The organism is Nostoc sp. NMS2 (assembly GCF_017115105.1).
Classification (GTDB): Bacteria; Cyanobacteriota; Cyanobacteriia; order Cyanobacteriales; family Nostocaceae; genus Nostoc.
In genome coordinates, this window is the sequence record NZ_JABXKH010000022.1 from 5,420 (window position 1) to 31,042 (window position 25,623).

Annotated in this window: 27 protein-coding genes and 2 pseudogenes; 12 read left to right on the forward strand and 17 right to left on the reverse strand. The window is 42.2% G+C overall.

The window, feature by feature from the left end:
• The 5 genes and pseudogenes from HWQ36_RS01570 to HWQ36_RS01585 form a co-directional block, all read left to right on the forward strand.
• Window positions 1-1,637, forward strand: a 1,637-nt coding sequence (locus tag HWQ36_RS01570; protein ID WP_366828199.1) for a DUF3991 domain-containing protein, incomplete at its 5' end; no start/stop codon positions are given.
• Window positions 1,638-1,893: 256 nt separating this feature from the next.
• Window positions 1,894-3,357, forward strand: a complete 1,464-nt coding sequence (locus HWQ36_RS01575; RefSeq protein ID WP_292697378.1) for a class I SAM-dependent DNA methyltransferase — start codon at window positions 1,894-1,896, stop codon at window positions 3,355-3,357.
• Window positions 3,357-3,524: pseudogene (locus HWQ36_RS34305) on the forward strand (hypothetical protein); the annotation flags it as partial. The gene HWQ36_RS01575 and the pseudogene HWQ36_RS34305, both read left to right, overlap by 1 nt.
• A 213-nt stretch (window positions 3,525-3,737) precedes the next feature.
• Complete coding sequence (locus HWQ36_RS01580) at window positions 3,738-4,541, forward strand: restriction endonuclease subunit S (RefSeq protein WP_292697380.1); 804 nt, start codon at window positions 3,738-3,740, stop codon at window positions 4,539-4,541.
• Between the two features lie 24 nt (window positions 4,542-4,565).
• A complete protein-coding gene (locus HWQ36_RS01585) occupies window positions 4,566-4,841 on the forward strand; it encodes a hypothetical protein (RefSeq protein ID WP_292697382.1) in 276 nt (91 codons plus the stop codon).
• A gap of 18 nt (window positions 4,842-4,859) precedes the next feature.
• Here HWQ36_RS01585 and HWQ36_RS01590 read toward each other — a convergent pair.
• Both HWQ36_RS01590 and HWQ36_RS01595 read right to left on the reverse strand, forming a co-directional pair.
• A pseudogene (locus HWQ36_RS01590) lies at window positions 4,860-4,949 on the reverse strand (hypothetical protein); the annotation flags it as partial.
• Window positions 4,950-5,146: 197 nt separating this feature from the next.
• Window positions 5,147-5,983 (reverse strand): Rpn family recombination-promoting nuclease/putative transposase, encoded by an 837-nt coding sequence (locus tag HWQ36_RS01595; RefSeq protein WP_292697384.1) that lies wholly within the window; start codon window positions 5,981-5,983, stop codon window positions 5,147-5,149.
• Between the two features lie 170 nt (window positions 5,984-6,153).
• Here HWQ36_RS01595 and HWQ36_RS01600 point away from each other — a divergent pair, with 170 nt between their 5' ends.
• The 3 genes from HWQ36_RS01600 to HWQ36_RS01610 all read left to right on the forward strand — a co-directional run bounded on the left by HWQ36_RS01600 (window position 6,154) and on the right by HWQ36_RS01610 (window position 12,588).
• The gene (locus HWQ36_RS01600; RefSeq protein ID WP_292697386.1) at window positions 6,154-9,552 is read left to right on the forward strand and encodes a DEAD/DEAH box helicase family protein; all 3,399 of its coding nucleotides are present in this window, start codon (window positions 6,154-6,156) and stop codon (window positions 9,550-9,552) included.
• Window positions 9,553-9,764: 212 nt separating this feature from the next.
• The gene (locus HWQ36_RS01605; RefSeq protein ID WP_292697388.1) at window positions 9,765-11,126 is read left to right on the forward strand and encodes a DUF4365 domain-containing protein; all 1,362 of its coding nucleotides are present in this window, start codon (window positions 9,765-9,767) and stop codon (window positions 11,124-11,126) included.
• Window positions 11,116-12,588: a hypothetical protein gene (locus HWQ36_RS01610; protein ID WP_292697390.1), complete on the forward strand. Its 1,473-nt coding sequence runs from the start codon at window positions 11,116-11,118 to the stop codon at window positions 12,586-12,588. The genes HWQ36_RS01605 and HWQ36_RS01610 overlap by 11 nt, the downstream gene beginning before the upstream one ends.
• Window positions 12,589-12,822: 234 nt before the next feature.
• Here the strand turns inward: HWQ36_RS01610 and HWQ36_RS01615 are convergent, their stop codons facing one another.
• Complete coding sequence (locus tag HWQ36_RS01615; RefSeq protein ID WP_292697392.1) at window positions 12,823-13,194, reverse strand: hypothetical protein; 372 nt, start codon at window positions 13,192-13,194, stop codon at window positions 12,823-12,825.
• Window positions 13,185-13,946 (reverse strand): ParA family protein, encoded by a 762-nt coding sequence (locus HWQ36_RS01620; protein ID WP_292697394.1) that lies wholly within the window; start codon window positions 13,944-13,946, stop codon window positions 13,185-13,187. Before HWQ36_RS01620 ends, HWQ36_RS01615 begins: the two co-directional genes overlap by 10 nt.
• A 354-nt stretch (window positions 13,947-14,300) precedes the next feature.
• On the opposite strand from HWQ36_RS01620, the gene HWQ36_RS01625 reads away from it, so the two are divergent.
• Window positions 14,301-15,347, forward strand: a complete 1,047-nt coding sequence (locus HWQ36_RS01625; RefSeq protein WP_292697396.1) for a DUF2806 domain-containing protein — start codon at window positions 14,301-14,303, stop codon at window positions 15,345-15,347.
• A gap of 257 nt (window positions 15,348-15,604) precedes the next feature.
• Entirely contained in the window at window positions 15,605-16,297 is a 693-nt protein-coding gene (locus tag HWQ36_RS01630; RefSeq protein ID WP_292697398.1) for a hypothetical protein, read from the forward strand.
• Window positions 16,298-16,475: 178 nt separating this feature from the next.
• On the opposite strand, the gene HWQ36_RS01635 is transcribed toward HWQ36_RS01630, so the two are convergent.
• From HWQ36_RS01635 to HWQ36_RS01695, 13 genes are all read right to left on the reverse strand, one after another.
• Window positions 16,476-16,961: an SLATT domain-containing protein gene (locus tag HWQ36_RS01635; RefSeq protein WP_292697400.1), complete on the reverse strand. Its 486-nt coding sequence runs from the start codon at window positions 16,959-16,961 to the stop codon at window positions 16,476-16,478.
• Window positions 16,962-17,010: 49 nt separating this feature from the next.
• Window positions 17,011-17,613 (reverse strand): tyrosine-type recombinase/integrase, encoded by a 603-nt coding sequence (locus HWQ36_RS01640; RefSeq protein ID WP_292697402.1) that lies wholly within the window; start codon window positions 17,611-17,613, stop codon window positions 17,011-17,013.
• Between the two features lie 122 nt (window positions 17,614-17,735).
• A complete protein-coding gene (locus tag HWQ36_RS01645; protein ID WP_292697404.1) occupies window positions 17,736-17,879 on the reverse strand; it encodes a hypothetical protein in 144 nt (47 codons plus the stop codon).
• Between the two features lie 49 nt (window positions 17,880-17,928).
• A complete protein-coding gene (locus tag HWQ36_RS01650) occupies window positions 17,929-18,345 on the reverse strand; it encodes a putative toxin-antitoxin system toxin component, PIN family (RefSeq protein ID WP_292697406.1) in 417 nt (138 codons plus the stop codon).
• On the reverse strand, window positions 18,332-18,607 hold the full coding sequence (locus HWQ36_RS01655; protein ID WP_179077033.1) for a hypothetical protein: 276 nt from the start codon (window positions 18,605-18,607) through the stop codon (window positions 18,332-18,334). The genes HWQ36_RS01650 and HWQ36_RS01655 overlap by 14 nt, the downstream gene beginning before the upstream one ends.
• Window positions 18,608-18,778: 171 nt before the next feature.
• Window positions 18,779-18,985: a hypothetical protein gene (locus HWQ36_RS01660; protein ID WP_114085451.1), complete on the reverse strand. Its 207-nt coding sequence runs from the start codon at window positions 18,983-18,985 to the stop codon at window positions 18,779-18,781.
• Between the two features lie 51 nt (window positions 18,986-19,036).
• The gene (locus tag HWQ36_RS01665) at window positions 19,037-19,243 is read right to left on the reverse strand and encodes a hypothetical protein (protein ID WP_292697416.1); all 207 of its coding nucleotides are present in this window, start codon (window positions 19,241-19,243) and stop codon (window positions 19,037-19,039) included.
• Between the two features lie 77 nt (window positions 19,244-19,320).
• Window positions 19,321-20,778: a hypothetical protein gene (locus tag HWQ36_RS01670; RefSeq protein ID WP_292697418.1), complete on the reverse strand. Its 1,458-nt coding sequence runs from the start codon at window positions 20,776-20,778 to the stop codon at window positions 19,321-19,323.
• Window positions 20,775-21,365 (reverse strand): hypothetical protein, encoded by a 591-nt coding sequence (locus tag HWQ36_RS01675; RefSeq protein ID WP_292697421.1) that lies wholly within the window; start codon window positions 21,363-21,365, stop codon window positions 20,775-20,777. Before HWQ36_RS01675 ends, HWQ36_RS01670 begins: the two co-directional genes overlap by 4 nt.
• Window positions 21,366-21,423: 58 nt before the next feature.
• Window positions 21,424-22,071, reverse strand: a complete 648-nt coding sequence (locus HWQ36_RS01680) for a hypothetical protein (RefSeq protein WP_179077037.1) — start codon at window positions 22,069-22,071, stop codon at window positions 21,424-21,426.
• Between the two features lie 128 nt (window positions 22,072-22,199).
• Window positions 22,200-22,850, reverse strand: coding sequence for a hypothetical protein (locus tag HWQ36_RS01685; protein ID WP_292697423.1), 651 nt, complete (start codon window positions 22,848-22,850; stop codon window positions 22,200-22,202).
• A gap of 12 nt (window positions 22,851-22,862) precedes the next feature.
• Window positions 22,863-23,372: a hypothetical protein gene (locus tag HWQ36_RS01690; protein ID WP_190943215.1), complete on the reverse strand. Its 510-nt coding sequence runs from the start codon at window positions 23,370-23,372 to the stop codon at window positions 22,863-22,865.
• Window positions 23,373-23,961: 589 nt separating this feature from the next.
• On the reverse strand, window positions 23,962-24,531 hold the full coding sequence (locus HWQ36_RS01695; protein ID WP_292697428.1) for a hypothetical protein: 570 nt from the start codon (window positions 24,529-24,531) through the stop codon (window positions 23,962-23,964).
• Between the two features lie 323 nt (window positions 24,532-24,854).
• Between HWQ36_RS01695 and HWQ36_RS01700 the strand changes: the two genes are divergently transcribed.
• Together HWQ36_RS01700 and HWQ36_RS01705 are read left to right on the forward strand one after the other, a co-directional pair.
• Window positions 24,855-24,998, forward strand: a complete 144-nt coding sequence (locus HWQ36_RS01700) for a helix-turn-helix transcriptional regulator (RefSeq protein WP_292697437.1) — start codon at window positions 24,855-24,857, stop codon at window positions 24,996-24,998.
• Window positions 24,999-25,181: 183 nt separating this feature from the next.
• Window positions 25,182-25,421: a hypothetical protein gene (locus tag HWQ36_RS01705; RefSeq protein ID WP_292697430.1), complete on the forward strand. Its 240-nt coding sequence runs from the start codon at window positions 25,182-25,184 to the stop codon at window positions 25,419-25,421.
• Window positions 25,422-25,623 lie beyond the last annotated feature (202 nt).

Below are 25,623 nucleotides of genomic sequence, written 5' to 3' on the forward strand. Positions count from 1 at the left end.
CTATCGAGTCAGCTTTAACTGAAACAGTATTAGGATTAACAGAGCAACTGTCTCAATACAAAGAGCAACTAGTTCAAGATAAAACTACATTCAATGACTTTGATGAAGCATTTACGGCTGAGTTGCAATCCCATGCAGATCAGAAAACCATTTTATCAATCTTTGATTATATTGAGCAATCAGCTATCGAGTCAGCTTTAAGCCAAGCAGTATTAGGATTAACACAGCAAGTTTCTCAATATCATCAGCAGCTACTTGAAGCGAAAACTACATTCAATGACTTTGAAACAGTATTGACGGCTGAGTTACAATCTCATGCAGAGAAGAGAGCTATTTTATCAATCTTTGATTATATTGAGCAATCAACTATCGAGTCAGCTTTAACTGAAACAGTATTAGGATTAACAGAGCAACTGTCTCAATACAAAGAGCAACTAGTTCAAGATAAAACTACATTCAATGACTTTGATGAAGCAGTTACGGCTGAGTTGCAATCTCACGCAGAAAACAAAGCTATTTTATCAATCTTTGATTATATTGAGCAATCGACTATCTCTTCAGCATTAACTGAAACAGTATTAGAATTAACGCAACAACTTTCTCAAAATCAGCACCAGCTAGAAGCCGGAAGAACCATATTCGACAACCTGGAAGCAGCGATTGTTTATTTAGAGCAACTCCATAGATCACAAAAACCAGTGAATGCAGTTGCTCTTAATCAAACTCCAACTATAACTACAGATGAACCAAAGCTAAAAGATAATCTTTCAGCCGAGTTATATAAATATTACAGCGCTGACTTGCAAAACTTATTAGTGACTGACCGAGATAAAGAAATTGCTATACGGGCGTTATTAGATAATAAGCCATTTGAGGAGGTTGAAGAAATTATCTTTGCCAGTCCAGCCGGATGGACTACTGATGAAGCCAGAGAATTGGTACTAATTGCTAACAATCAACTGGCACACTTACAAGAACAACCCCAGTTTACACCACCGCCAGAGGATGAAAGCCTACGCCCAGTATTACAGCATTTCTTGACTCAAAAACGCGGTATAACAAACTTCCTTGTACACCCATTACAGCAGCAGGGGTTGGGTTACATAGACCAGCACCGAAATGTTGTCTTTATCAAGCGGGATTTAAACGGTGAAAAGTCAGGCGCACTGCTTTGGGATACCGCACGTCTTGACAATCGTTGTACGGAGTACCCCGAAAACAGCGATGGGCTACGCCCCGCCGGAGGCGATCGCTCTCAGGGGTGGTTTCACCTGAAATTGGGTGGAGAGGCAGACGACAAAATCGAGAGAGTATTTTTGTGTGACTCCCCCATTGATGCGTTGACAATGGCAGAGATTGACAGGAATGAACACAAGGGGCAACCACCAGTTAGAACAATGTACATGGCCGTGGATGACCCGGATAACTTGCCAGTAGAACTTCTCAGAAATATCAGCAGAATTGGGCTGGCATTTAATAATGATGATCAAGGAAATGATGCTGCCCAGGTCGTTCAGGAAAAGTTACCCCAGGCTAAAAGAATTGCACCTAGCGGGCTAACTTGGAATGAGATTCTTATTGAACAGCAGCAAGAGGAACTGGAGCAAAAGCAACGCTTTAGGGGTTTTAGTCGATGATTTCATGTTGACCCGACGAACTCGTGGACACACCCAGCAGGAACAGCTAGAAGCGGATGGGGCGAGGCTAGTATACTTTCGACCTACCCAGTAATTGCAAAAGTTGGAAGCACAAAAATTACAGAAACTGATTTAAGCATAAGCTATTGATTCTATAGTGTAGGATTAACTAACACATTGAGTCTTTGTATACAGCGCTGTTGTGGAAGTACACAGAGCGTTTCCCTCTGGAGTTAAATGGATGATCACAGGTGAGATGAAGTCAAAGGTAGATCGCCTTTGGACAACTTTTTGGAATAACGGGATTAGTAATCCCCTTTCAGTAATCGAGCAAATCTCTTACCTGTTGTTCATCAAGCGCTTGGATGATCTGGAGTTAGGCAAGGAGAAGAAAGCCCAAAGGCTAGATAGACCCGTTAGTAACCCCACTTTCTCGCCGTATCAGCAGCGTTGCCGCTGGTCTTACTTCAAAAACCTCACCGATTCTGAAGAGATGTTGCGGATTGTGCGGGATGAGGCTTTCCCGTTCATCAAAACTCTGGGGGCAAGTGCGGCAGAGAGTGCCTATGTTCGCCACATGAAAGATGCTGTTTTTTTGATTGCTAACCCAGCACTGCTGTCAAATGTGGTGGGACAAATTGACCAAATCCCAATGGAAGACCGGGATACCAAGGGCGATTTGTATGAGTATATGCTTTCCAAGCTGACCACAGCAGGTACGAATGGGCAGTTTCGCACACCCCGGCACATCATTAAAATGATGGTGGATCTGATGGCACCTGGGCCAAGGGAAATTATCTGTGACCCAGCTTGTGGCACAGCGGGCTTTTTGGTGGCGGCGGCTGAGTATCTGCGCGAGTTGAAGGATAGCGATCGCAACCTCGTCCTAAATGCGCCGGGAAACTGGGAACACTTCAATCAAGAGATGTTCCACGGCTTTGACTTTGACGGGACAATGTTACGCATAGGTAGCATGAATTTAATGCTACATGGTATTGAAAACCCCAAGATTGAGGCGCGGGATTCACTTTCAGAAGACCATGCAGGTATTACTGAGGCGTTTACGTTGATTCTGGCAAATCCGCCGTTTAAGGGGTCGCTGGAGAAATCTACCATTGCGAAGGATCTGACTAAGGTGATTTCGACGACCAAAACCGAACTGTTGTTCATCGCCCTGTTTTTGCGTCTGTTGAAAATTGGCGGACGGGCGGCGGTGATTGAGCCGGATGGGGTGCTGTTTGGTTCCTCGACGGCACATAAAAAGATTCGGGAGGTGTTAGTCGAGGAACATAAACTGGATGGAGTGATTTCCATGCCTTCCGGGGTGTTTAAGCCCTATGCGGGGGTGTCTACGGCGGTGCTGATTTTTACCAAGACGGATGCAGGGGGGACGGATTACGTTTGGTTTTACGACATGGAGGCGGATGGTTTATCACTGGATGATAAGCGTCAACCAGTGGAAGAGAACGATATCCCCGATTTGTTGCAACGGTGGAAGGTGCGAAATCCTCAGCAGCATAAAGACCGCACAGGCAAGGCGTTCTTTGTTCCCAAGGAAGAGATTAAAGCCAATGGTTATGACCTTTCGATTAACCGCTATAAAAAAATTGAGTATGAAGAAGTGAAGTATGAGCCGCCCAAGGTGATTTTGCAGAAGCTGCGAGATTTAGAGGATGAGATTCGGGCGGATTTGGATACTTTGGAGGAGTTGCTAGGATAATGAGATATACTCTTCCACCTTCTTGGAGTAAACTTCGATTCTGTGATGTTGCACAGGTCATTACTGGATCGACTCCTCCTACGTCAGATCAAACAAGCTATGGGGGTGATTTGCCCTTTATCACTCCAGGAGAGTTAGATACTGCTCAACCAATCACCGAAGCGTCCACGACCCTTTCAACATTAGGTGAATCGAAAGCACGAGTTATTCCTGAAGGTGCAGTGCTTGTTTGCTGTATTGCTTCACTTGGAAAAGTAGGAATTACCGGCTGTAAGGCTGCATTTAATCAGCAAATTAATGCATTGGTCTTTGATAGAACGAGAGTTGAGCCTCGCTACGGCTATCACTATTGCAGAACTTTAAAACCGATCCTTGAACACATGGCTCCATCTACGACCGTAGCGATTGTGAATAAAAGTCGGTTTCAAGAACTCCATATTCCTCTCCCTCCTCTTGAAGAACAGCGCCGCATTGCTGCCATTCTCGACAAAGCTGATGCTGTTCGTCGGAAGCGCAAAGAAGCCATCGCTCTTACTGAAGAATTACTGCGATCAGCTTTCCTGGAAATATTCGGCGACCCCGCTACAAATCCAAAGGGGTGGGAGGTGGTAGACCTCGGAAACCATCTTTCATTTGTTACAAGTGGCCCCCGTGGATGGGCAAAGTACTATTCTGATAACGGGGAGCGTTTCATTCGCTCGCTTGATGTCAGAATGAATTTTATCTCAGATTCTGATGCTGTGTTCGTGAATGCGCCGAACAATTCAGAAGCTAAACGTGCCCGTGTTGAAGATGGTGATGTCCTGCTTACTATGACAGGTTCACGTATCGGAAGAGTAGCTCCTGTACCCAAGGGGTTTGGAACTGCTTACATCTCACAACATGTATCAATTCTTCGCCCCAGACAGACCATTTCACCTCAATACCTGTCATTTTTTCTTTCAACATCATCTGGTGGACAGCGGCAGATTGCTAGTATGCAATATGGGCAGACTAAGCCAGGGCTTAACCTAAATCAGGTTTGTTCCTTTCAAGTGCCACTTCCACCAATGGAGAAACAGCTACACTTCGATGCTTTCTGGTTGTGTTATCAGTCTGCATTGACTAATCAAACAACTGCATTGACTAGGGACGAATATCTATTTAACTCTTTACTCCAAAGAGCTTTCCAGGGAGAACTCTAAGCCAAAGAAGTAACATGATTAAAGATGAGAAATTATGGAAGCGAACAAGCCATGATTACTAAAGAAGAAATTACCATCAAAGTTTCCTCAGAGATAGCGGAAGCATACCGCAATGCCTCTGAAGAAGAGCGAGAACAATTGCAGCTTAAAATTGCAGCAATTATGCAGTCTCAATTTACAATGAGCAGACAAAAAGCCATTGTACGCTTGAGAAACACGATGGATAAAATTAGCCTTGAAGCACAAGAGCGAGGATTAACACCGGAAATCCTGGAATCAATTTTAAATGATGAAGCTTAAAGCATGAAGTTCCGAATTTCAAGACTGACTTTCCTGTTGCTTTAACCAAATTACTAAATCAGCTATTGATGAAATTCTCAAAAGCTCTCTACCTAAAGCTTCTAACTGTTCCTTGTTTAAAACTTAGACTTGCTCAATAATTGACGCATCAATATTACTAAAGCGTTCCTCAAGTAAAGACATACAAAAAGTAAGAGCTTCTTGTTGCTTTCCCTTCTGTAAAATATCCTGATAAATTACCGACTCTTGCATCACATCCTCGCTTAAAAATTGACAAATCAATTCCTGAGCTTGTGGTGAAAATTTTAACTATTTTCCTGCTGTTCTAATAAAGTTACCAAATCAGATATTGCAGAAAAATCCATAAATTCCTCACCCAGTACTTCCAATTGTTCAGTAGACAATCCTCGAATCCGCTCAATTATCGATGCATCTATCTCACCAAAACGCCGATTTAATTGACGCATTAAAAACCGAAAAGCTTCAAGTTGTTGTCCCTGTTGTTGTCCCTTTTGTAAAATATCCTGATAAATTACTGACTCTTGCATGACATCCTCTCTTAAAAATTGCCGAATCAATTCCTTTTCAAACTTTAAACCAGCTAAAATCTCTGCGTAAGCCGCAATATCCTGCCTAGTATTCCTATCAGGAATTCTAGCAACACTCTGGGCAACCTGCGATAACAACCTTTGCGGTGAGGTTGTTTGGGTTAATGGTGCTAAAGGTAATAATGCAGGGTTATCAAGAAATAGTGCTGATTCTTGTTCCCACATCCGCAGGACTCGATAACGGTGAGTTGTTGTCTCCGAAACATATTCTTCGGTAAAAGCAATTTCGTTATTTGTTTCTTGCAAAAAAATTACTACCTGGGTGACAGGGACATTATATTGACGTATTAACCTCACTGAATAATCCAGCATCCTGAATGGAAGCGGAGGATTTGAGATGGTACGGGTTTGAAATTCGATGTGTAAAATTCGATTGGCTGTTTGCAGAAAAGTCACAGAATCTGCACGAATTGGTTCTAAACTCAATTCGGTCTTCAGTACCTTAACTTTTGTTGGTGCTTCAGCCAGTAACCAACTCACAAATTCTGTTGGGTATTTTTCAGCTAAAACCTTACAAACGTTGTCAAAACTCACAATTTACACCCCATTTCACACCACAATTATCGTTACATGGGAAAGATAAATTGAATAATTTATTCTTTAGTCTTCCCTAATTATCTTGAGGAATACACTGAGCCACTTAGCAACAGTTTACACTGTAAAATAAAGCATTAGTGGTAATTAGTGGGAGTGAGCGGGGATTTATGGCATCCAACTTTGATTTTCTGGGCGACCGTTACCCCGACCTGTTTAAACACGCCACCCACGCCGAAACCCTAGTTTATACTGCCCCCCGTGCCAGCTGCTTCTATACACGCTTCACCCTAGAGCAAGCGGTTCTTTGGCTTTATGATCATGAACCCTATTTGCAAATTCCCTACGACACCAAACTCAGCGCCCTCATCCACGAGCAAACCTTTCAAGATAACCTAAAACCGGGACTGTTCCCCAAAATCCGCACCATCCACAAAGTCGGTAACATCGCCGTCCACGAATCCACTCCCATCAAAGAAAAGGACGCACTGCATTTAGTTGAAGAACTGTTCCATTTCCTATACTGGTTCTCCCGTTCCTACTCCTCAGACGCTAAAAATCACCCGACTGTTAACTTTGACCGCAATCTTATCCCCTATCCCACTGCCACCAGCGCCCCTGACCTTTCTCTGCAACAGTTGCAAACCTTAGAAGCGCAACTTTCCCAAGCTGACGAGATGCGCCGCATAGCCGAAGCTCGACAACAGCAAACAGAGCAAGAACTGGCAGTTCTGCAAGGAGAAATTGCAGCACTGAAACAGCAGAATGCAGCAGTCCCCGACAACCATAATTACAACGAAGAAGAAACCCGCCACTATTTAATTGATGTGCTGCTTAAAGAAGCTGGGTGGAACATCGGCCAAGCCGGGTGGACTGAGTACGAAGTTCAGGGAATGCCCAACGATACAGGTAAAGGACGGGTGGACTATGTGCTTTGGGGGGATGATGGTAAACCCCTGGCTCTGGTGGAAGCCAAACGCACCTGTAAAAGCCCTGAAGCTGGAAAACACCAAGCCAAACTCTATGCTGATTGCCTAGAAAATCGCTTTGGTCAGCGCCCCGTCATCTTCTACACCAACGGCTACGACTATTGGATTTGGGACGACCTGAATTATCCACCCCGCGAAATCCAAGGCTTTTTGAAAAAAGACGAGCTAGAGCGCCTAATTTTTGGACGCACCCACCGCAAGCGTCTGCATTTGGTGCAAATCACCCCCAGTATTGTTGAGCGCAGCTACCAAAGGGAAGCCATTCGCCGCATTACCGAAACCTTTGATGAAAAAAAAGGACGTAAGGCTCTGCTGGTGATGGCCACTGGTACAGGAAAAACTCGGACAGCGATCGCACTTGTTGATCTGTTGATGCGGGCTAATTGGGTGAAGCGGGTGCTGTTCCTCGCCGATCGTAATGCTCTCCTTACCCAAGCTCTACGTGTTTTTAAGTCCCATCTTCCCACAGCCACAGCCGTAGATATAACAAAAGGCGGCGACGCACATAGCGCGAACGTGGTGCTTTCCACCTATCCTACAATGCTTAACCGCATCGATCGCAGTGATGGAAGTCAAAGAATTTTCGGGCCGGGTCATTTTGATTTGGTCATCGTAGATGAAGCTCACCGCTCAATTTACAAAAAGTACCGCGCCCTATTTGAATATTTTGATGGGCTGTTGGTGGGACTAACCGCCACCCCCCGCGACGAAGTATACCGCGACACCTACCGCATCTTTGATCTAGAGCCTGGAGTCCCTTCCTTTGCTTACGAACTCTCAGATGCCATCAGTGACGGCTACCTCGTTCCCGCCAGAGGTGTGGAAGTGCCTTTTAGATTCCTCCGCAGGGGTATTAGATATGCAGACCTCTCCCCCGAAGAACAGCAGGAATACGAGGAGCGATTTAGAGACGAAGAGACAGGGGCCATTCCTGACCAAGTAAACGCCGCCGCCCTGAATCAGTGGCTGTTTAATATCAACACAGTAGATCAGGCATTAGAGTTAGTCATGGAACGGGGGCTAAAAGTGGATGGAGGCGATCGCCTGGGCAAAACCATCATTTTCGCTCGTAACCACAATCACGCTGAGTTCATTGTTAAACGCTTCAATACCAACTATCCCCACTATCAAGGGAAGTTTGCCCAGGTGATTGACAGCCACAATTCCTATGCCCAGAACCTATTAGATGACTTTTCCACAGTCAACAAGGAACCGACCATTGCCGTTTCTGTAGATATGCTGGACACAGGGGTAGATGTTCCCGAAGTGGTCAATCTTGTTTTCTTCAAACCTGTGTACTCACGGGTCAAGTTCAACCAAATGATTGGACGCGGAACTCGCCTCTGCCCGAATCTGTTCGGTGTGGGTGACGACAAGACCGAGTTTTTGGTCTTTGACCTGTGCAGTAACTTCGATTTCTTCAACCAGCAAATCGCCGAAGCTGATACCAAACCCCCCGAAACCCTCACTACCTACTTGGTCAGAACTCGCCTAGAGTTGAGTGAGTTACTACGCCAACAAGAAACCAGCAACCCGGAACTTGCCGAACTGCGGGGTACGCTGCTGGATGACCTGCATCAGCATGTGGCGACGATGGCGCGAGATAACTTTTTAGTTCGCCGTCATCTGCAACAGGTAGAGGAGTTTTCAGATCGCCAGCGTTGGCATCAATTAGATGAAACAGACATCGATGACATCACTGAATCCTTAGCCAAACTTCCCAATGGTCTACCACAGGAAAATCATCTCGCTAAACGCTTTGACCTGCTTTGTGTCAAACTGCAATTGGCGATTCTTAAAAATTCCCCAGACTTTATCAAACTCCGCGACCAAGTACGGGATTTGCTGCACCGCCTAGAAGAAAAGCAGACTATCCCAATGGTCAAGGTAAAACTCGCGCTCATAGCAGACATCCAGACAGAAGCATGGTGGTCAGATGTCACACCAGGGATGATTGACCAAATGCGCCGTCAAATCCGGGATTTAATTAAATTCATTGACCCTCAAGAACAGCGCATTGTCTACACCGACTTTCAGGATGTGCTAGGAGAGGTAACAGAGGTTAATATCCCTATCCTACAAACTGGTTTCAGCCCTTACCAGTATCGCAAGAAAGTTGAGGCATATATTCGAGAACAGTCAAACCACATAGCGATCGCAAAGCTCAAACGCAATGTTCCCTTGACCGATGCTGATTTAACATCTTTGGAGTCAATGCTCTTTGGTGCAGCAGCGATTGAAAGCCGGGAGCGTTTCGAGTCAGTCTATGGAAAAAATCTCAGCCTCAAGCTGTTCATCCGCGAACTCGTGGGGTTAGATCGAAACACAGCCAAGCAAGCCTTCGCTCAATACCTGGAGGGCAGCACTTTCAACGCCAATCAAATCCGCTTCGTGGAAACTATCATTGATTACCTAACCCAAAACGGTGTCATGGATGCAGGGCTACTCTATGAACCACCATTCACTGATTTGCATTATGAAGGTCTAGATGGAGTCTTTGAGGCTGACGATGCCGACCAAATCATCTCCATCGTGCGCTCTTTTAATGAAACTGTAGGGAAAAAGTTTGGAGCGGCTTGAGTTAGACCTTAGATAGCATTGACTATTATTCTAGTTAGGCGATGATTTATCTACAGACTAGTAAAAATAAAATGCTATTTCTACGCTAAAATTTTATATTTCTTACAATAATACACTTACTAAAAATAAAATAAGATACTTTGCTCACGCAATTTTTTTTGGTTATGATATAGTACCTATGTATTAGTTGTTGCCTATTTCAAAATAGCCAAGTGGCCAGGAAGAAAATCGGTCAATCTGACATAATCGGACAGCAAGGCATCAATATTATTGAAGATGTCGTCCTGGAAATGGGATTCCTCTGGTATCCAACTGGAGGTGTGGAAGCAGGTATTGACGGCATTATTGAAATCCGTGATTTCCAGACAGGCGAGGTCACAAACTGTATCATTCAAGTTCAAAGTAAAGCTACTCAAAAGGCTCTTCTTCAAGCAGAAAATGAAAACAGCTTTGAGTATCGATGTGAGGAAAGAGATATTGACTACTGGCTACAAGGCAACGCCCCAGTTATTCTGATTGTTGTCAAAACCTCAACTAGGGAAGCTTTTTGGGTTGCTGTTAAGGATTACTTCTGCGATGCAAAGCGACGGCAATCCAAAAAGGTTACATTCGATAAGCGTTTAAATCGTTTTAATGTCAACGCCAGAGATACGCTGATAAAACTGGCTGTTCCCCAAAACTCAGGGCTTTACCTTGCACCACGACCAAAGTTAGAAAAATTGTACTCCAATCTGCTGCGAGTCTCTCAACTTGCGGAACATCTCTACACTGCTTACACCTTTACAGAGGATGAATCTAAAGCTTATTCAGCGCTTCAAAAAGTAGGTCGAAATTTTGGGCAGGAGTGGTTGTTGAAAGAAAATTTCATACTTAGTTTCCATGATTTGCGCCAAGCTCCTTGGACAGAAATCTGCGATTTGGGAACTGTTGAGCAGCATGACGTAGACGAATGGTCACTATCAAATCGGCTGGAACGTCAGCAGGAATTTGTGTGGTTACTTAACAAGGTGCTGCGCGAGAAGGTCAAAGGAGACTTATCGTTTGACCAAAAGAAAAAGTGCTACTATTTCAAACCTACTAACGACTTATCAGCACGTCAATATTATTATCGAAGTCTCTCCAAAAAAACACATCGAGATGTTTTTCAGCCCTACTTCAAGAAAAATTCCCAAGAAATAGCATACTATCGACATTCTGCTTTTGAAGGACAGTTTATACGTGTCGGTTCAGACTGGTTTCTCGAAATCACACCAACATACTTTTTTACAAGGGACGGTTACACCAGAGATAAGTTTGAGAAAGAGCATCTTTCAGGAATAAAACGCCTTGAAAAGAATCCTGCGGTATTTGGTCAACTTATAATGTGGGCAGAATATTTGATTACCCCTACTCAAGGTGATTTATTTATTCAAAATTACCCATTTTTACATTTTTTTGACCAGCTTGAAGAATTTGATATTGAGGTTGGTATTGACGATTTGATTTGGTTAAGTAATGAAGACGATGAAACTACCGCATTGTTAGAAGAATCTTTAAACGATTTACCTCTATTTAAAATAAATAATGAAGATTGAATTTTTACAAGAACCAGAACTAGAGTTTGGCAATGGTGGGCGACATATCGATATTCGCTTTGGGATGATGCACTATAAACCACTTGACCATGACAGTGCATCTGCCCCAAAGGATATCAAATTAGGGCTTGTTGGTTCATCCGAAACAGTCGAGGGTTTAGGAATATGGCTCGAAAAATGCAGGCAGGGGATTGAGGCAAAGAACAGTAAGCAACCATACCTTTTTCCAGAATTCCCAGGCTTTGGAGAAGAAAACAATTTACCAGCCGCTATCAGCGTGGATTCTAGACGGAATGTCACTATATCTAATAAAGATATTGACAAGCTTCTTCAGATTAAAGATGTAAATACACTTATTAGTGAAACAGTCAATTTTTTTATTGAGGAGTTACGATATATCGATGAAAAAACTAGTCCAGATGTTTTAATATGTGCATTACCAGAATTGTTATTAGAAAAAATGTCTAGAGATGAAGAAAATACTGACAGTAATAATCAACCGACTTCTGGTAATAAAAATAATCAAAAAGAAGTAGAGTTAGATTTTCATGATTTATTTAAAGCAAAAGCAATGGCATTAAGAAAGCCAACACAAATTATCTTACCCTCAACCTATAACGCAAAAAAGAAGTCAAAGATAAGTAAAAACAAGCATAAACAGAAAGCTCAGACAATCCAGGACGAGGCAACCCGTGCTTGGAATTTCTATACTGCTTTATATTACAAAGCTTTGGGAACACCCTGGCGACTGGTCAGAGATTCACGAGATTTGACCACCTGCTACGTGGGTATTAGCTTCTATAAAACACTTGACCGATCAAAAATACTAACCAGTACCGCCCAAATTTTCAACGAGCGGGGAGAAGGAGTCATTTTGCGTGGAGGGCAAGCTGAATTATCAAAAGATGACCGCCAACCTTACCTTCCAGCATCAGACGCATCAGACTTACTTTCTAATGCCTTGGCGAAGTATCGCCGAGAACATCGTAACTTACCCGCAAGAGTTGTACTGCATAAAACTTCTCGATTTATCCCAGAGGAGTTTGAAGGATTTCAGGATGCGTTGGATAAACATAGCATTGATACAGCAGAGTTTATCAGCTTTGATCAAACAGGAGGAACTAGACTATTCCGTTACGGAAAGTATCCTCCTCTGCGAGGAACACTACTGAGTTTGGATGATTGTACTCACGTTTTATATACGCGGGGTAGTGTCGATTTTTTCTCCACTTATCCAGGGATGTATGTGCCACGCCCCTTAAAGTTTCGGTGTGAAAGTGTTGAAGAAACGCCGAAAGCGCTGGCACAGGAGATTTTGGCACTGACTAAGATGAACTGGAATAATACGCAGTTTGACCGAGGAGAACCTATTACCATTCGAGCTGCGAGGCAGGTGGGACAAATCCTGAAGTATGTAGGTAAAAATGACCCGCTAGAGTTTCATTACCGCTTTTATATGTAGAAATGTGCGAGTAGTAATGAAACTGAAGTTTTAAATAAATAAAATTTGTAGCTGGTTCAGAAATAGAAGCAGCGATCACGAGTTTGTCGGCTCAACGTGAGATTATCGGGCAAAACCTTGCCCCCGTTGCTTTTGCTCTAGCATCTCTTACTGCTACTGCCCTGAAAGGTAATAACCCGCAACTTGGGTTAGTAAGCGTTTTCTCATTGCCAAAGCTTGTAAACACTAGATTATTTATTCTAGATTATTTATTCTAGATTCTAGATTCAATAGAACTGCGCGTAAGCTGTCTTCTGAATCAATTTCCTCCCAGTTCACGGGCATGACTTTGAATAACTCCAGGGCAGCTTGCACCCAAACTTCCTTCGGCACTTTAGCACCATGTTGACGCTTGCCTTTTTTTAGTAGTTCATTCAGCCAGTCGTTCAGTTCGAGAGGCAGGCGCAGATTCACTGCCTCTCTATCACCTTTAATCAAGAATCTAGATTCTTGATTCTTGATTATTTCTTCAGGTGGCTCAGTTTCAACCTCAGTCTTGTTAAAAACCCCTTTTGCTAAAGGATTAGCACCGAGAACTGAACGCGACTTATTTTTATTTACTGCCATCTATACACCTCATTAACTAATTCCCGGTAAGAAGAAGCACCTACACCGTTTGGGTCGTACTCAAAAATAGATTGCCCGTGAGAAGGTGCTTCTCGGATTTTCACCGTCTCAGGAATCACTGTTTTAAACATCTTTGAGCCAAAATGCTCAGTTAGGGCATCCAAAACTTCTTTACTAAGATTGTTCCTGCGGTCATACCGAGTTGCCAGCACACCTGCTATCGCAATGGGATGATCTAGCTGATCTCTAACCAAAGTCAGGGCGTGTTCAATTCCTTGAACGCCCAACAATCCTAAATAGCTCATGTCTACTGGGATGATTACCCCATCGCTGGCCATCAGTGCGTTGATGGCAAACACACCCACATTAGGCGGACAATCTATCAGCACAAAATTATATTTATCTAATATTGGAGCGATCGCTTTTTTGAGTAGCAGTTCTCTGCCTGGACGACCAGATATTGGAATTTCTTCTTCTGCCAGCAAGATGTTAGATGGTATTACATCTACACCACTAGCAGTTGTCACCAGTACCTGTGCTAGCGGAACCTTGTGCTGCAACACATCTTTTAGCTGAAATTCTAGCTGCCAGATGGGAATCCCTAGTGCAGCACTAGCGTTTCCTTGTGGGTCAATATCAATAACTAATACCCGCTGCTTTTTAAACTTGACCAGACCCACAGCTAAATTGTAAGCGGTGGTCGATTTCGCCACCCCTCCTTTCATGTTGAAGACAGCCAGTTTTTGGGTCACGTTTACATTTGACTCAGTTTGCTTGTGTGGCAAATATTATACATAATATATTCTATATTCTTGATTATTTATTCTTTAATCTAGATTATCTGACTCATACAGCCATAATACGTAAGCTTTGAACAGACTAGATATAGCAATTGGGGAGCTATTGCTTTGACACGTAGATCAGGAAATAGAAATTAGTTGATCTAAACCTACAAGCTCTACAGTCGGCGCTTTCAAAGAGATGTCGTTTAACTATTATTTCTGGCTATCACGCCAGAAATAACCTGATAGCCGTCAACACGCAGAATCACTTGTGCCAAAATATGTTTTTAATCATGTACTATATTGCTAAAAAGTCTGACTACGATGGAACAAGAAGATTCAAATCGAGGATTAATAGAAATTGCTCAAGATGCTGTCACTGATTTGATAACAGGTTCATCGATTCCTGCTCCAATTAAAAGAAACGCTTTCAAAGCATTTGCACAGCTTTGTACCGCAGCTATTGATATCCCGGTTGCTTATTTTGAAGGGATCTCTGCGGAAAAGCGTGCCGAAACCCAAGGACGGCTGAAGATTATCAATACAGGCGCTGACCAGATCGCCACGCAAATGGATGTTGATCCAGAATTTGCCCGTGTTGCGGTAAAAAAATATGGTCAGAAGATTATACGTGAGCAGGTGAACCTTAACAAAATTTCTGAAATAGCAGCTGGCCAGATTCAACAAGAGGCACTTCTTAAGTTAAAGCCCGATGCTGCAACAGAAGTTCCTGTGATCAATGAGGACTGGTTGAACAACTTTGAAAAACAAGCTAGTCAGAAAAGTACCGAAGAAATGCAGCTTCTGTTCGGTCGTATCTTGGCTGGAGAGATTCAAAAGCCTTCTTCGTTTTCAATTAAAACTGTCAATCTATTGGGAGAGCTTGATAGGGCTGTTGCCGCTCTCTTCCTAAAGCTTTGTTCCCTATGTGTATGTTTGAAGGTTCGTGATAGCTATTTAGATGCTCGTGTCCCATCCCTTGGTCGCAATGCAGCATCAAACGCGCTTCGGGATTATGGTCTTAGCTTTGACCAACTAAACATTTTGCAGGAACATAATCTGATAATTTCTGACTATAATTCATATTTTGATTACAAAATATCCATTGCAGGTGGGATTATAGACGGTAGTTATCAGGTAGGATTGCCTCTTCTGTACCAGAATAAGTATTATGTTTGGCTTCCAGTAGCTGAACGACCAAAAGATCAAGTATTTAATCTACATGGAGTCGCACTCTCAAAATCTGGAAAAGAACTTTTGAGGATTGTCGATATTCAGCCTTCTGAAAATTACACCACAGCACTTACTGATTATTTCACAAGACAAGGCTTACAAATGCTTGAAATGAAAGTAGATGACGGCAGTTTATAGCTGTAGGGAACATTAGCTCCTGATCCAGTTGCTCACTTGAGAGCGTTAGAAATTTACACTAGTGGGTAAGTGCTAATTTTTTGCTGCCTTCTTCGTCACTGGGATGTCATGATCTTCTGCTTTCCCACCCCTGAAGCGATCGCGAGTTGGGTTAATCAGGGTTGAATGCCTTACTGCCGGTGCATTTAGAAAGATGCCGAGATAATCTCATTTCCGTTTATTATTTTTTGATTTTCTTGTTAAGGAGACAATTAGAAATGCAACTTTTCGTTTATATCATTGAATCATTACGACCAGAAGATATTAGAAATCGTAACAATCTGGCTTTAGGTCAGGTGTTATCACAATCTCTAAATTTTTTGGATATTAATTATGAATATATTTATGTAAATAGTAAAAGTGAATTCATTAAAGCAATTACCTTAAACCTTTATGAGACTATCTTGAACAAGGAAGCATTTCCTATTCTTCACTTTAGTATGCATGGTAATGAACACTGTATACAGTTTTCTAATGGGGAATTTATAACTTGGGCAGAGTTGAGAGAAAAACTATTTGTATTAATAAAAACAATGCAAAGTGATTTAATTATTTGTATGTGTAGTTGTTATGGTTTTTCGGGATGTCAAATGGCTATGCATCTTCATGAAGGAGAAAATTTTGGTATTTTAATAGGAAATGACAATGAATTAGGATTTAACGAGGGTTTAATAGCTTATCAAACTTTTTATTATCATTTATTAAAAGGTAATACAATTGAGGGTTCAGTTGAAGCAATGAAAATTGCGTCGGCAGATAAAAACTTTAGATGTATTTCAGGTATGGATGCTAAAAAAGTCTATTTAGACTATATTAGAAACCAAGCTTATGAACTAGCTAAAATTCGTATTCAACAAGCAAAATATCAATTTAATAACATTTATTTTTTAGGTGATTTTTCTAATAAATAATCTATCAATCTTGTGATATCAACTTTATGCACACACACCAAACAAAGAGAGATTGTATCCTTTTTGCAAGTCGCTAAATAACTCAACTCCTTGTGTGTTCAGCCTTTGTAGAGATGTCGTTTAACTACCAATTCACGACATAAAGCGCGATTAATTAGGTAGAGCAGAAAATAATTAATTACTGAGTACGTTTTTCATTTGACTTAACAGCTTCGCTATATTCTTTATTAGATGGCACACACGTTTTATAAATATTATTTGCATTTAAATAATCTTTAAGCAATGCTTGAGAATCTTTCAAAAAATCATCTTCTCCTATTAACTTATCTGTATATTGTGCTAAAAGAAATCTAGATTGGCGATAAATATTTGCATACGCTTCTCCAGCACTTAAATGTAATTCAATTTCTTTTTGATAATTAAAAAAGGTTTGGGCTGCTGCTAAAGATGCTGAAATAATAGATAAAATTTTTATTACAAATACTATATTTTTTAGTGTTAAAATTTCCAACAAAGGAGAAAGAACTATAACGTTTATCGTGATAATACATATACCTAAAATTCTATGTATTTTTTGTTTTTTTTGAAAAGCCAAAAAATGCGCTGTCTTAACAGTTCTAGAATCTTTATTTAACTTCTCGATTTCTTGAATAATATTATTCATAGTTTTTTTAAGAACACTCCGCATAGTATTCCCAAAATCTACTTCATTATCACAAATCACCCCAATCGAAATTCAGGAAACGTCGAGCATTCAGCTTGGTATACTTTTCAGTGTGTTTGATATCGCGGTGTCCGAGAAAATCTTGAATTTCCCTAGTGTTGTAACCCTGATTTACCAAATAGTAACCGCAAGCATGGCGCATCATGTGACAGTGAACTTTGATATCAAGCCCAGCCTGTGCCGCCAGTCGCCCAAGTAGCTTTCGCACCGCATCAGTAGACATCACCTCACCGCGCTCAGAAACGAAGATATATTTGCTATCTGGCAACATCTCTCTGAGTTCTTTGAGCAAAACCAATTCATCATCTCTCAAGGGATGCACTCCAGAATCGCTGCCCTTTTCCCTGGTGATGAAAATCTGACGTTCGGCCCACATCAGTGCATCCCAGCGCAACCCACATTTAGAACCCACAGCTTCTCCCACCCTCAGACCGTGGCGAAACATCATCAGCATAAGTGTATAATCACGGTGAGAATAACGAGCTTTGCGTTCTAGTGCAGCATCGAGTAGAGATCGCACCTCGCTTGGTGTAAGGTATTCTCTAGACCTGTAATGCTTGTTTGGTAGACGAGTTGGGGGCGGTAGCCTCATTTATTCCTGGTGGTAGTGTCCGGTGTACGCGACGAAATATGGACACTACCCATTCTCCCAAACCCTGATCCTTTCGTGAACATCCACCCCGAAAGTGACCTCAGTTAAGCATTACTTATCTTTCAAGTGCCAAAAAACTCTTTACAGAGAGCGATTGATAAAGCTGGCTTATACATAGTGGTCAGACACCCTGCGATATCAATACTGATATCAGTTGCGTCCTGGGGTGAAAGCTTGGTTTCGTAGAAGTTGGAATGAGAAACCATAAATAACTTCCTTAACCAAAGCGTATTATCGGGTGTAGGGTAACTATTGCTACTTAGAAGCCAAAAATTCTTGAACAGTCAGAATTTCAATGCCCCTCCAGGGGTTTAGCACCAGCAAATCATCATCTCCGGTAACAATACACTCTGCTTGACTACTGAGTGCTAATTCCAAGTATTTGTTATCTTTTGGATCTCGACATTCATCAATCTGCTCAGTCACGTCAATAAACTGAGCGTTTTCTGTTAAATTTTCTAGAAATTCTTGCCGCCTTTCTTTGGTGAGATACCTATCAAATTTGGGACGATATAAAACCTCTTCTAACTCCGATAAGACAGTATTTGATAATACGATAACGCCAATAACAGTAGCTTGTTCTAATGCCTGCCGTGGCTTGCTTTGACTAAACAAAAATGCGCTAATCAGCACATTCGTATCAAATACGAACCGTCGATTATTCGTCATCATTCAAAATCGATTCTAAGATTTCAGGCGTTAATCCTCGCTCTTGTGCTTCAAGGCTAGCTTTATCCATCGTGTTTCTTAAACGTGCAATCGCCTCAAGTCTTGGAGTTGTAAATTGAGACTGCATAATTGCCGCAATCTTAAGTTGCAATTGTTCCCGTTCTTCTTCAGTGGCATTGCGGTATGCCTCTGCTACCAAGGAGGGGACTTTGATAGTAATTTCTTCTTTAGTAATCATGGCCTGTTCGCTTCCATAATTTCTCATCTTTAATTATGTTACTTCCTTGGCTCAAGAGATTGACGGATTAAATAAGTTGCAGGTGCTTGACCTCAGACGCACATCGCCACTGCGTGGCTCGTTTGCCTCTTCCGGTCAAGCACCCGCTTAATAAATAATTGCTGAAGGGGTAAATAATCCTAGTTTAAAAAAGTATAGTCAAAGATAAGAATCCACAAGTTTCCCCTGAGTTGACCACTTCTCATCTAGAAGACGACAAGCGACATAAACAACATTTTGAGGATTGCGCTTGTGTCTTCCATTCGTACCCCAAGAACGAACAGTATAATCACCTTGATAACCTAAAACAAGTGCAAGCTCGTCATAAGTTAATTGCCACTTTTTCTTAAATTCTATTGGGTGCATAGTATTCACCTATTTCAAGTAATTAATTAGCAGAGACGCAAAGAGAAATTATCAAAGGTAAGAATCTATAACTTTCCCCTCAACTGACCATTTTTCATCTAGAAGGCGACAAGCAACATAAGCAACTTTTTGAGGGTTGCGCCTGTGCCCTCCATTTATCCCCCAGCAACGGACAGTGAAATCATTTTCGTAACCTAAGACGAGTGCTAGCTCGTTGTAAGTTAATTGCCACTTTTTCTTAAATTCTATTGGGTGCATAAATGTAAATCCCTCACTATTTTTAATCGACTAATCGACAAAGTTTTCAGGTTTTGTGACTGACGAGAAATATTTCTCTAACGAGCGCTAATAAATCTGAGCAAGCTATCAGGATAAAACCAGTCAGGAACTGTGACGCGCTTTGATTCAATCAGATTTCCGTCGTCATCATAAAGACCACTAATTTCAGCATGGTTTAGAGGTACGCGACCGTTCTTTGACTTGCGCTTGATTTGGATAGTTTCGCTTTGCCTTAAATCATTAAACCCCTCAGCATTGCCAGAAGCGGCATTAGTAAAAGCATGAGAAATACAAACTAGATATTCGGCTGCTTTGCGAACATCAGTAAGTGAATGTCTCACAAACTTTTTGACTGATTCTTTGCAATCATCTTGCATAGAAAGCTGTGTCAATTCATCCCAAAGTGTTTGAATAGGGGTGTCGTTTTCTGTGCGGTCACTCCAACGTTGAACAGCTTCATCCATTGCCTCACCAATAGCTAAATAATCGTTGCGTTCGCCGATTAATTCCGGCTCCAAAGGTATCAACAACTTCCAAGCTTTAGCTCTGTTCTTATGTCCATGAGCGTCAACGATTGATGTAATATTCCAATCAAAAATCGCCTTCCTACACATAACAATTGATGCAGCAAAACTACTTTTACCACTACCTTGACCTCCCAACACCCAAACTGGTTTTGTGGACTCGATGACATCCCATAGCCAACCGCCCTCATGATTTTTCAATAGTTGAACTAATTCTTGGGCGGTCGTTCCTTGTGGAGCCTTAACTTTTTCACTACTGGGATTGATGTTTTCTGCGTCCGCTTTGCGCTTGTCTCTTCTGTTTTCAGCAATGGATTTGTCAGCTACGGAGTCAGCAACCGCGAACTGTTTTTTAGTGTTGCTAAACTGTAAATCTTCAAGCTCTGACTGACGCTGATACTGTTGTTGCAATTCATCAAGAGAGATATAGCGTTCTTGGACTAACAAATTATCAGCGCGTCTGTCGATGTCCTTCTTATGTTTGTCTGATATCCGTGCTGATTCATGTGACTGCAAATCGCGCTCAGTCCTAGTAATTAACCCTTGGCGCTTAATAGCTGTCTTAAAATCTTCCAGACGTTGAAAACTTGATTCGTTGTCAATCTCATCTTTAGCAGCCCAGCAGTAATAACCCATCCAGATAAAAGCAGGCGCGACTAATAACCACAGACTAGGATTCTCTGATGGAGCCAAATCTGACGTAATGAAAGCACCGTCAGGGAGAGATACAACATCATTAAACTGTCGTGACTTCCATACTTCTGTTAGCAATCTGTACTTGAAACGACAGTATTTATTATCAAGTACTGATTGTGATTTTGCGGGTTTGTTATAGTACTTCCCAAATGTCCGTTTATTCGCGGTAGTAGGACAAAATCGCACTTCAGTAAATTGATAAGGGTGCGGTGTCTGCCCATAGTAATAAGCGCTGAAAAGCCCCAGAAGTAAAGCTGTGACAGCACCAATTTTCAGTAGGGGTTGAGCCTTCATGACTTGGATTTGTGGATGCCGTAAACAACACTACCTGCCACTAATGCACCCACCACAAACACAATAGTTTTGTCTGATTCTGGCAGACGGTTAAAATCTTCTACAGTCGCTTTGATGTTGTCATAAGTCTTGTGTGAATTCTGCATTGTGGCGTAAAAATCGCCGATAGCAGTCCACAAAATGAAGCATCCGAATATTGTTTGAAAGAGAAATTTTATCGCCTTGTCCATGTCCGTAAAAACCCATCCTTCAGGAGACTTGTTTACGGTGAACTCCAACAAATCACGATTGACTATTTGATTAATTCCCAACACAATAGCGACCGCAGGCATTAGCCCCGCCGAGCCTGTAGCTATTACTAAATACTTAGCCAAGCAATAGGAAGTAACACCCCAGCCGCAAGATTCAATTCCTTTAAGAACAGCGCGACTGCGATTAAGCTTTTCAATTTCCTTCGCTTTGAATCTTTTAATAGCTTCTTGTTCATCCTGGGTAAATGCAGTATCAGGAAAGTCTTGATAGAAGCGTGATTGTTCGGTGTCCCCGTCTTGCAATTCGGTGTCAAGTTCATCTAACATTGTTCTCATGACTAATTTTCATTTCCCCTACTGAGCGGTAACTTAGTAGGGGATTTTTAGATGCTGATTACTCGAAAATCGTAGAAACAGCAGTACGGAAGGCTTGCACTAACTTGTTAGTCGTAAATGACTTACGAGGCACTAAATCAAGGTCTGAACCTTCGCCATAAGTCAATAGATGTTTTGCCTTTTCTGTCTCATAAGTCCTATCAGCGTCTAGCTGTGCCTTAACAGGTCGGGCTAACTGCGATTTAGCAGCCGCCAGATGGTCAACTTTGCTCATGTGATAATCGATGTAAGCCTTGAGCTTAACTAGGTCGATGCTTTCTCTGTAGCGCTGATTCTCTAGTGTGCGGTCGCTGGCCAGCTTCAATCCGATTTCTGAGCGCTCATGACCGTACTTTAAATTTGCGATCGTTAAATCAGCACTGGCTTTGTCGAGAGCAATACCAGACGCACCAGCTTGCTTGTAAATCTCTGCAAGTCCTTTGTTATATTCCTCAGTGCCTTTGATGAACGCTGACAGGTTATCTGTGATGTAGGGCATGATGGTTAAGATGCGCTCACCTTCGTTACCCATTTCCCCTACTTTGGTCAGCGCTGCATCGTCGCCATTGATGCAACCCATGATTAAGCTATCAGCGACACCCAACTTTTCAGCCCTTGCCTTGAGCTTTTTACCATGCTTGCCGACTAGATTCTTGATATGTTTCACGTTTTTGACTCCTGTATGTGCAACATTCCGTCATAAACCATTGAGAGAGGGGGGCCAGCAGTGCAATTAGTAACGGTATCCCCACAAGCCCAATCAACAAATGTTTGTAAGTGAGCTTGTTTGCTCCTTTAATCGATAATTCCGGCGAAAGATAACGCGAGGTCTGCAAACTGGCTTTTGTAGTCCAGGGCGGTTGCCTCCATCGCTTGCTTGATCTGGGTCAGTTCACTGCCTGCAACATCATCCATCTCTGCCAGCGTCTGCCTTATTTCGTCGGCTTTGCGTCGGATTTTTGATACTTCCTGATTTTTGAATTCCCTTGCAAAGTGGACGAGCGCGTTAAAAATCGCCTCGTTTAACTCTTTTCTGGATGCAAAGGTGGAAGCGATGGACACTGTAATCTGTTTCACATCCGCCGCTTTGAGTTCAATTCCTGCGCCCTGTGCAATATCTGCAACGAGGGCTTGCTTTTCCTGCTCAGTCAGCACAATCTGATTCTCTGGTTCGGCAACTGCAAGCTGATTAGATTCAACTTCAGGCTGTGCATCTTCTGCCCCTACTAGAAACGTTTCTTCAACAGATTCATCAATTACAGTTAATCGGTTGGTTGCTTTTTCTTTGAGATAATCAACGGCTTGGCTCAATTGCTCTTTGGTTGGATTGTCAAGGTCATCGCACTCGACAGCGATCGCTGCTGACGTGTAATCGTCTTTGGTAAATCCTTGATAACCCTGTTTGTACAAACGAGCGCGGACATTGTTAGTAAATTTGTCAGACATGGTAATTGCTCCTTATAGGGCTAGTGTTAAAACTTCGATGGTTGCGGATTTTATCGGTTGTGAGCGCTTGTTGATTGCCCATTTAGCAGCAACAAACGCAACAAGGGCTAAATCTTTGCAGTGGTAAATATTTTCAGCGCTGAAAGATAGTTCAGCTTTCTCAAACCAGTAGTAAGGAGTGCTACGCGGTACGTGGTCAAGATTGATTTTTAAATAGTCTGCAAGAAGCTTCATAAATTCTTCTCCGTGATATTGAGCATCCATCTCGTAGAAGTGCTTGAATGCCTCCCAGCGTTCACTGAATCCCTCACCGCGACCTGTAAAGCTGCCGTAGCGACGTTTAAATCCGGCGAATGTCTCAACTATCTTTTGAGCATCGCTACCCAGCACGTTGAAACTAAAATGCTGTTTCAGAATAGAGACTGTCCGATACCAAGTAATGTCAGCAATCTCTTTCCCTAACTCGCGCTCGTAGACTCGTTTGAGTTTTCGATACTTAGCCACATACTCTTTATTTGACACATTACCTCCGTCTTATTCTGTAATGGTGTATAAAATTGATTCGTATTCCGAATGCGTCCAAGGTATTTGATGTATGTAATTAGCTGAATCAGTTATCTCGATACGACCCGCTAGCTGAAAGCTATCAATAACTCTGAAAAATAACTCTGAAAAATTTCAAAGTATGTTTTTTCGTCGGCTATAATCACGCAATAACAAGGCTTGCCAGAGTTTCTGATATATTGACAAAATTCCTTTTACCCCCGTAAAAGCGCCCGTTTTGGACTAGTTGACGCGCTTGTACCTTTGCTTTTGGACGTTTTGCGCGGTAGTAGATGTTACCAAGGTTTAGAACAAACTCAACTGTATTGAGTTCTTATTTATCTCTGCTGTGTGCTGTTTATATAAGCTCGGAATTTCATAACAACGCCTTAGCACTTTGTCACGATTGAGCTTTAAGTCAGCGCTCTTAGACTGACGCGGTAAAGGACGGAAATAATATTGTGTGTGGTTGATACTGTCACTGCTTGTTAAATATCTGTACAGCGTTCCATCAATGAAGTAAGTTTTGCTCTGGCTCAATAGCGTGACGCATCCTACAAGCTCTTTATCAATCATCATTTTTATCTCCCGCGACACACGCGCCTGTCAAGCTTGCACCCAGGAAGACGGCAATTGATGCGATAGCACTTCCTTCAAAAATTTTGGCGTTGTAGATCCATGTGGGTTGATATTCCTCGCCTCTACTTTCCTCAATCCGATCAAACCCGTGACAAAAGATAGAACCAACTACCATAAAACTAGTAGTTACCAAGCTCACAATTGCTACTGATGACGCTCCATTAAGTATGAATGAGTTAATCTTTTCACGCCAATTCTTCACACGGCGAATGTGCATTACTGGCTTTTGTTCTAGATATGAATGCCACTGGTCATTAGTAAAATTTGTGGGCTTGTAATCATAGGGTTCATGTTCGTCAAGTAGTTCGCCTACTGCTTGTATTGCATCCCCTAGCATCACATCTGGGGAGTATTCCAGTTGGTTGAATTCTTCAGAATCTCGGATTTCTCTGAGCCAGCGATCTATTGCTTCTAACCTTCGTAATTGATTTTGATTAAGCATTGTTCTCTCAAGAGGTAGTTCGTTGATTGCTTCTAAGTTGCGTAAATTAATATGCATGAATCCTCTGTCCTAATGCAGACACACACAATTACCGCGACCGCATATATAGAGCGGACGCAATGCAAATAACCTGTGTTCGTAGCTAAATAATCGTGTTTGCCTGAGTTATTGACGCATCAATAACCCAGGCACTATGATAATAGTATAGGCTAACTTGTAATGTCAAGACAAATTACCATATAAAGCTAGCCGACAATTGCAAGCTTAACTGGCATAGTGTTAAATGGGAATCTGATAATACCAGACGGGTTGCCATGCCAGTTCGTAACACTGTGAGGAGGTTTATTGAAGAAAAGCTCAAAATCACACGCTATCAATTTATGAAAGAGACGGGACTATCAAAAACCACAGTGTACGCGCTGTGCGACAATTCTGAGCAAATACCCAATGGAATAGCACTTAACAAAATCTGTGACTGTTATAAAGTCCAGCCCTGTGAGTTATTGGAATGGAGCGAGGATTAAGCGATTGCGTACAAAAAAAAAGGAGGTAATTTTACCGATTAAAAGAAACTAGGCAATGGTCAGCCGCAGTATCGGAGGAACGCTGTAAAAGAATAGCCAGGAACACTTTTAAGCGGTTGGTCGAAATCATCGACACAGAAGACGAACCTCTACCAATTGTTTGTATTTTTGAGGACTACCCAGATGACTGAGACAGCAACCCAAATACCACTAACTGCATTACTCCCCATGCTGACAGCTATCGGCGAACGGGACTATCTACATTTTAAAGAGCTTGAGATTGATTTTGCTTCTATTCACGGTGTAGAGGTGTGGGAGGATGTTTTTAATTTTCGTCTCAAGCCAGCACTAGATAAGGACTCTGACCGTTGGCTGTTAATTCAAAAATGTAGCAAGGGCTTCACAGTAAAGGATGTAGCTTGATGATGGGAATTGCCATACACCCATTAGGAAAACAGGTTCACAAATGACGAAACCCGCTCGACCGGGAAGTTAAGCGGGTTCCATCATTTCTAGATTTATCACGGGTAACTCCGAACAAAAAGTTTAAGAGGCTTTTTCGGAACCGCGATCGCAGCTCTATGATAACTAGTTCTGCGGTCGTGTTGCAATAAGGAGTTACCCG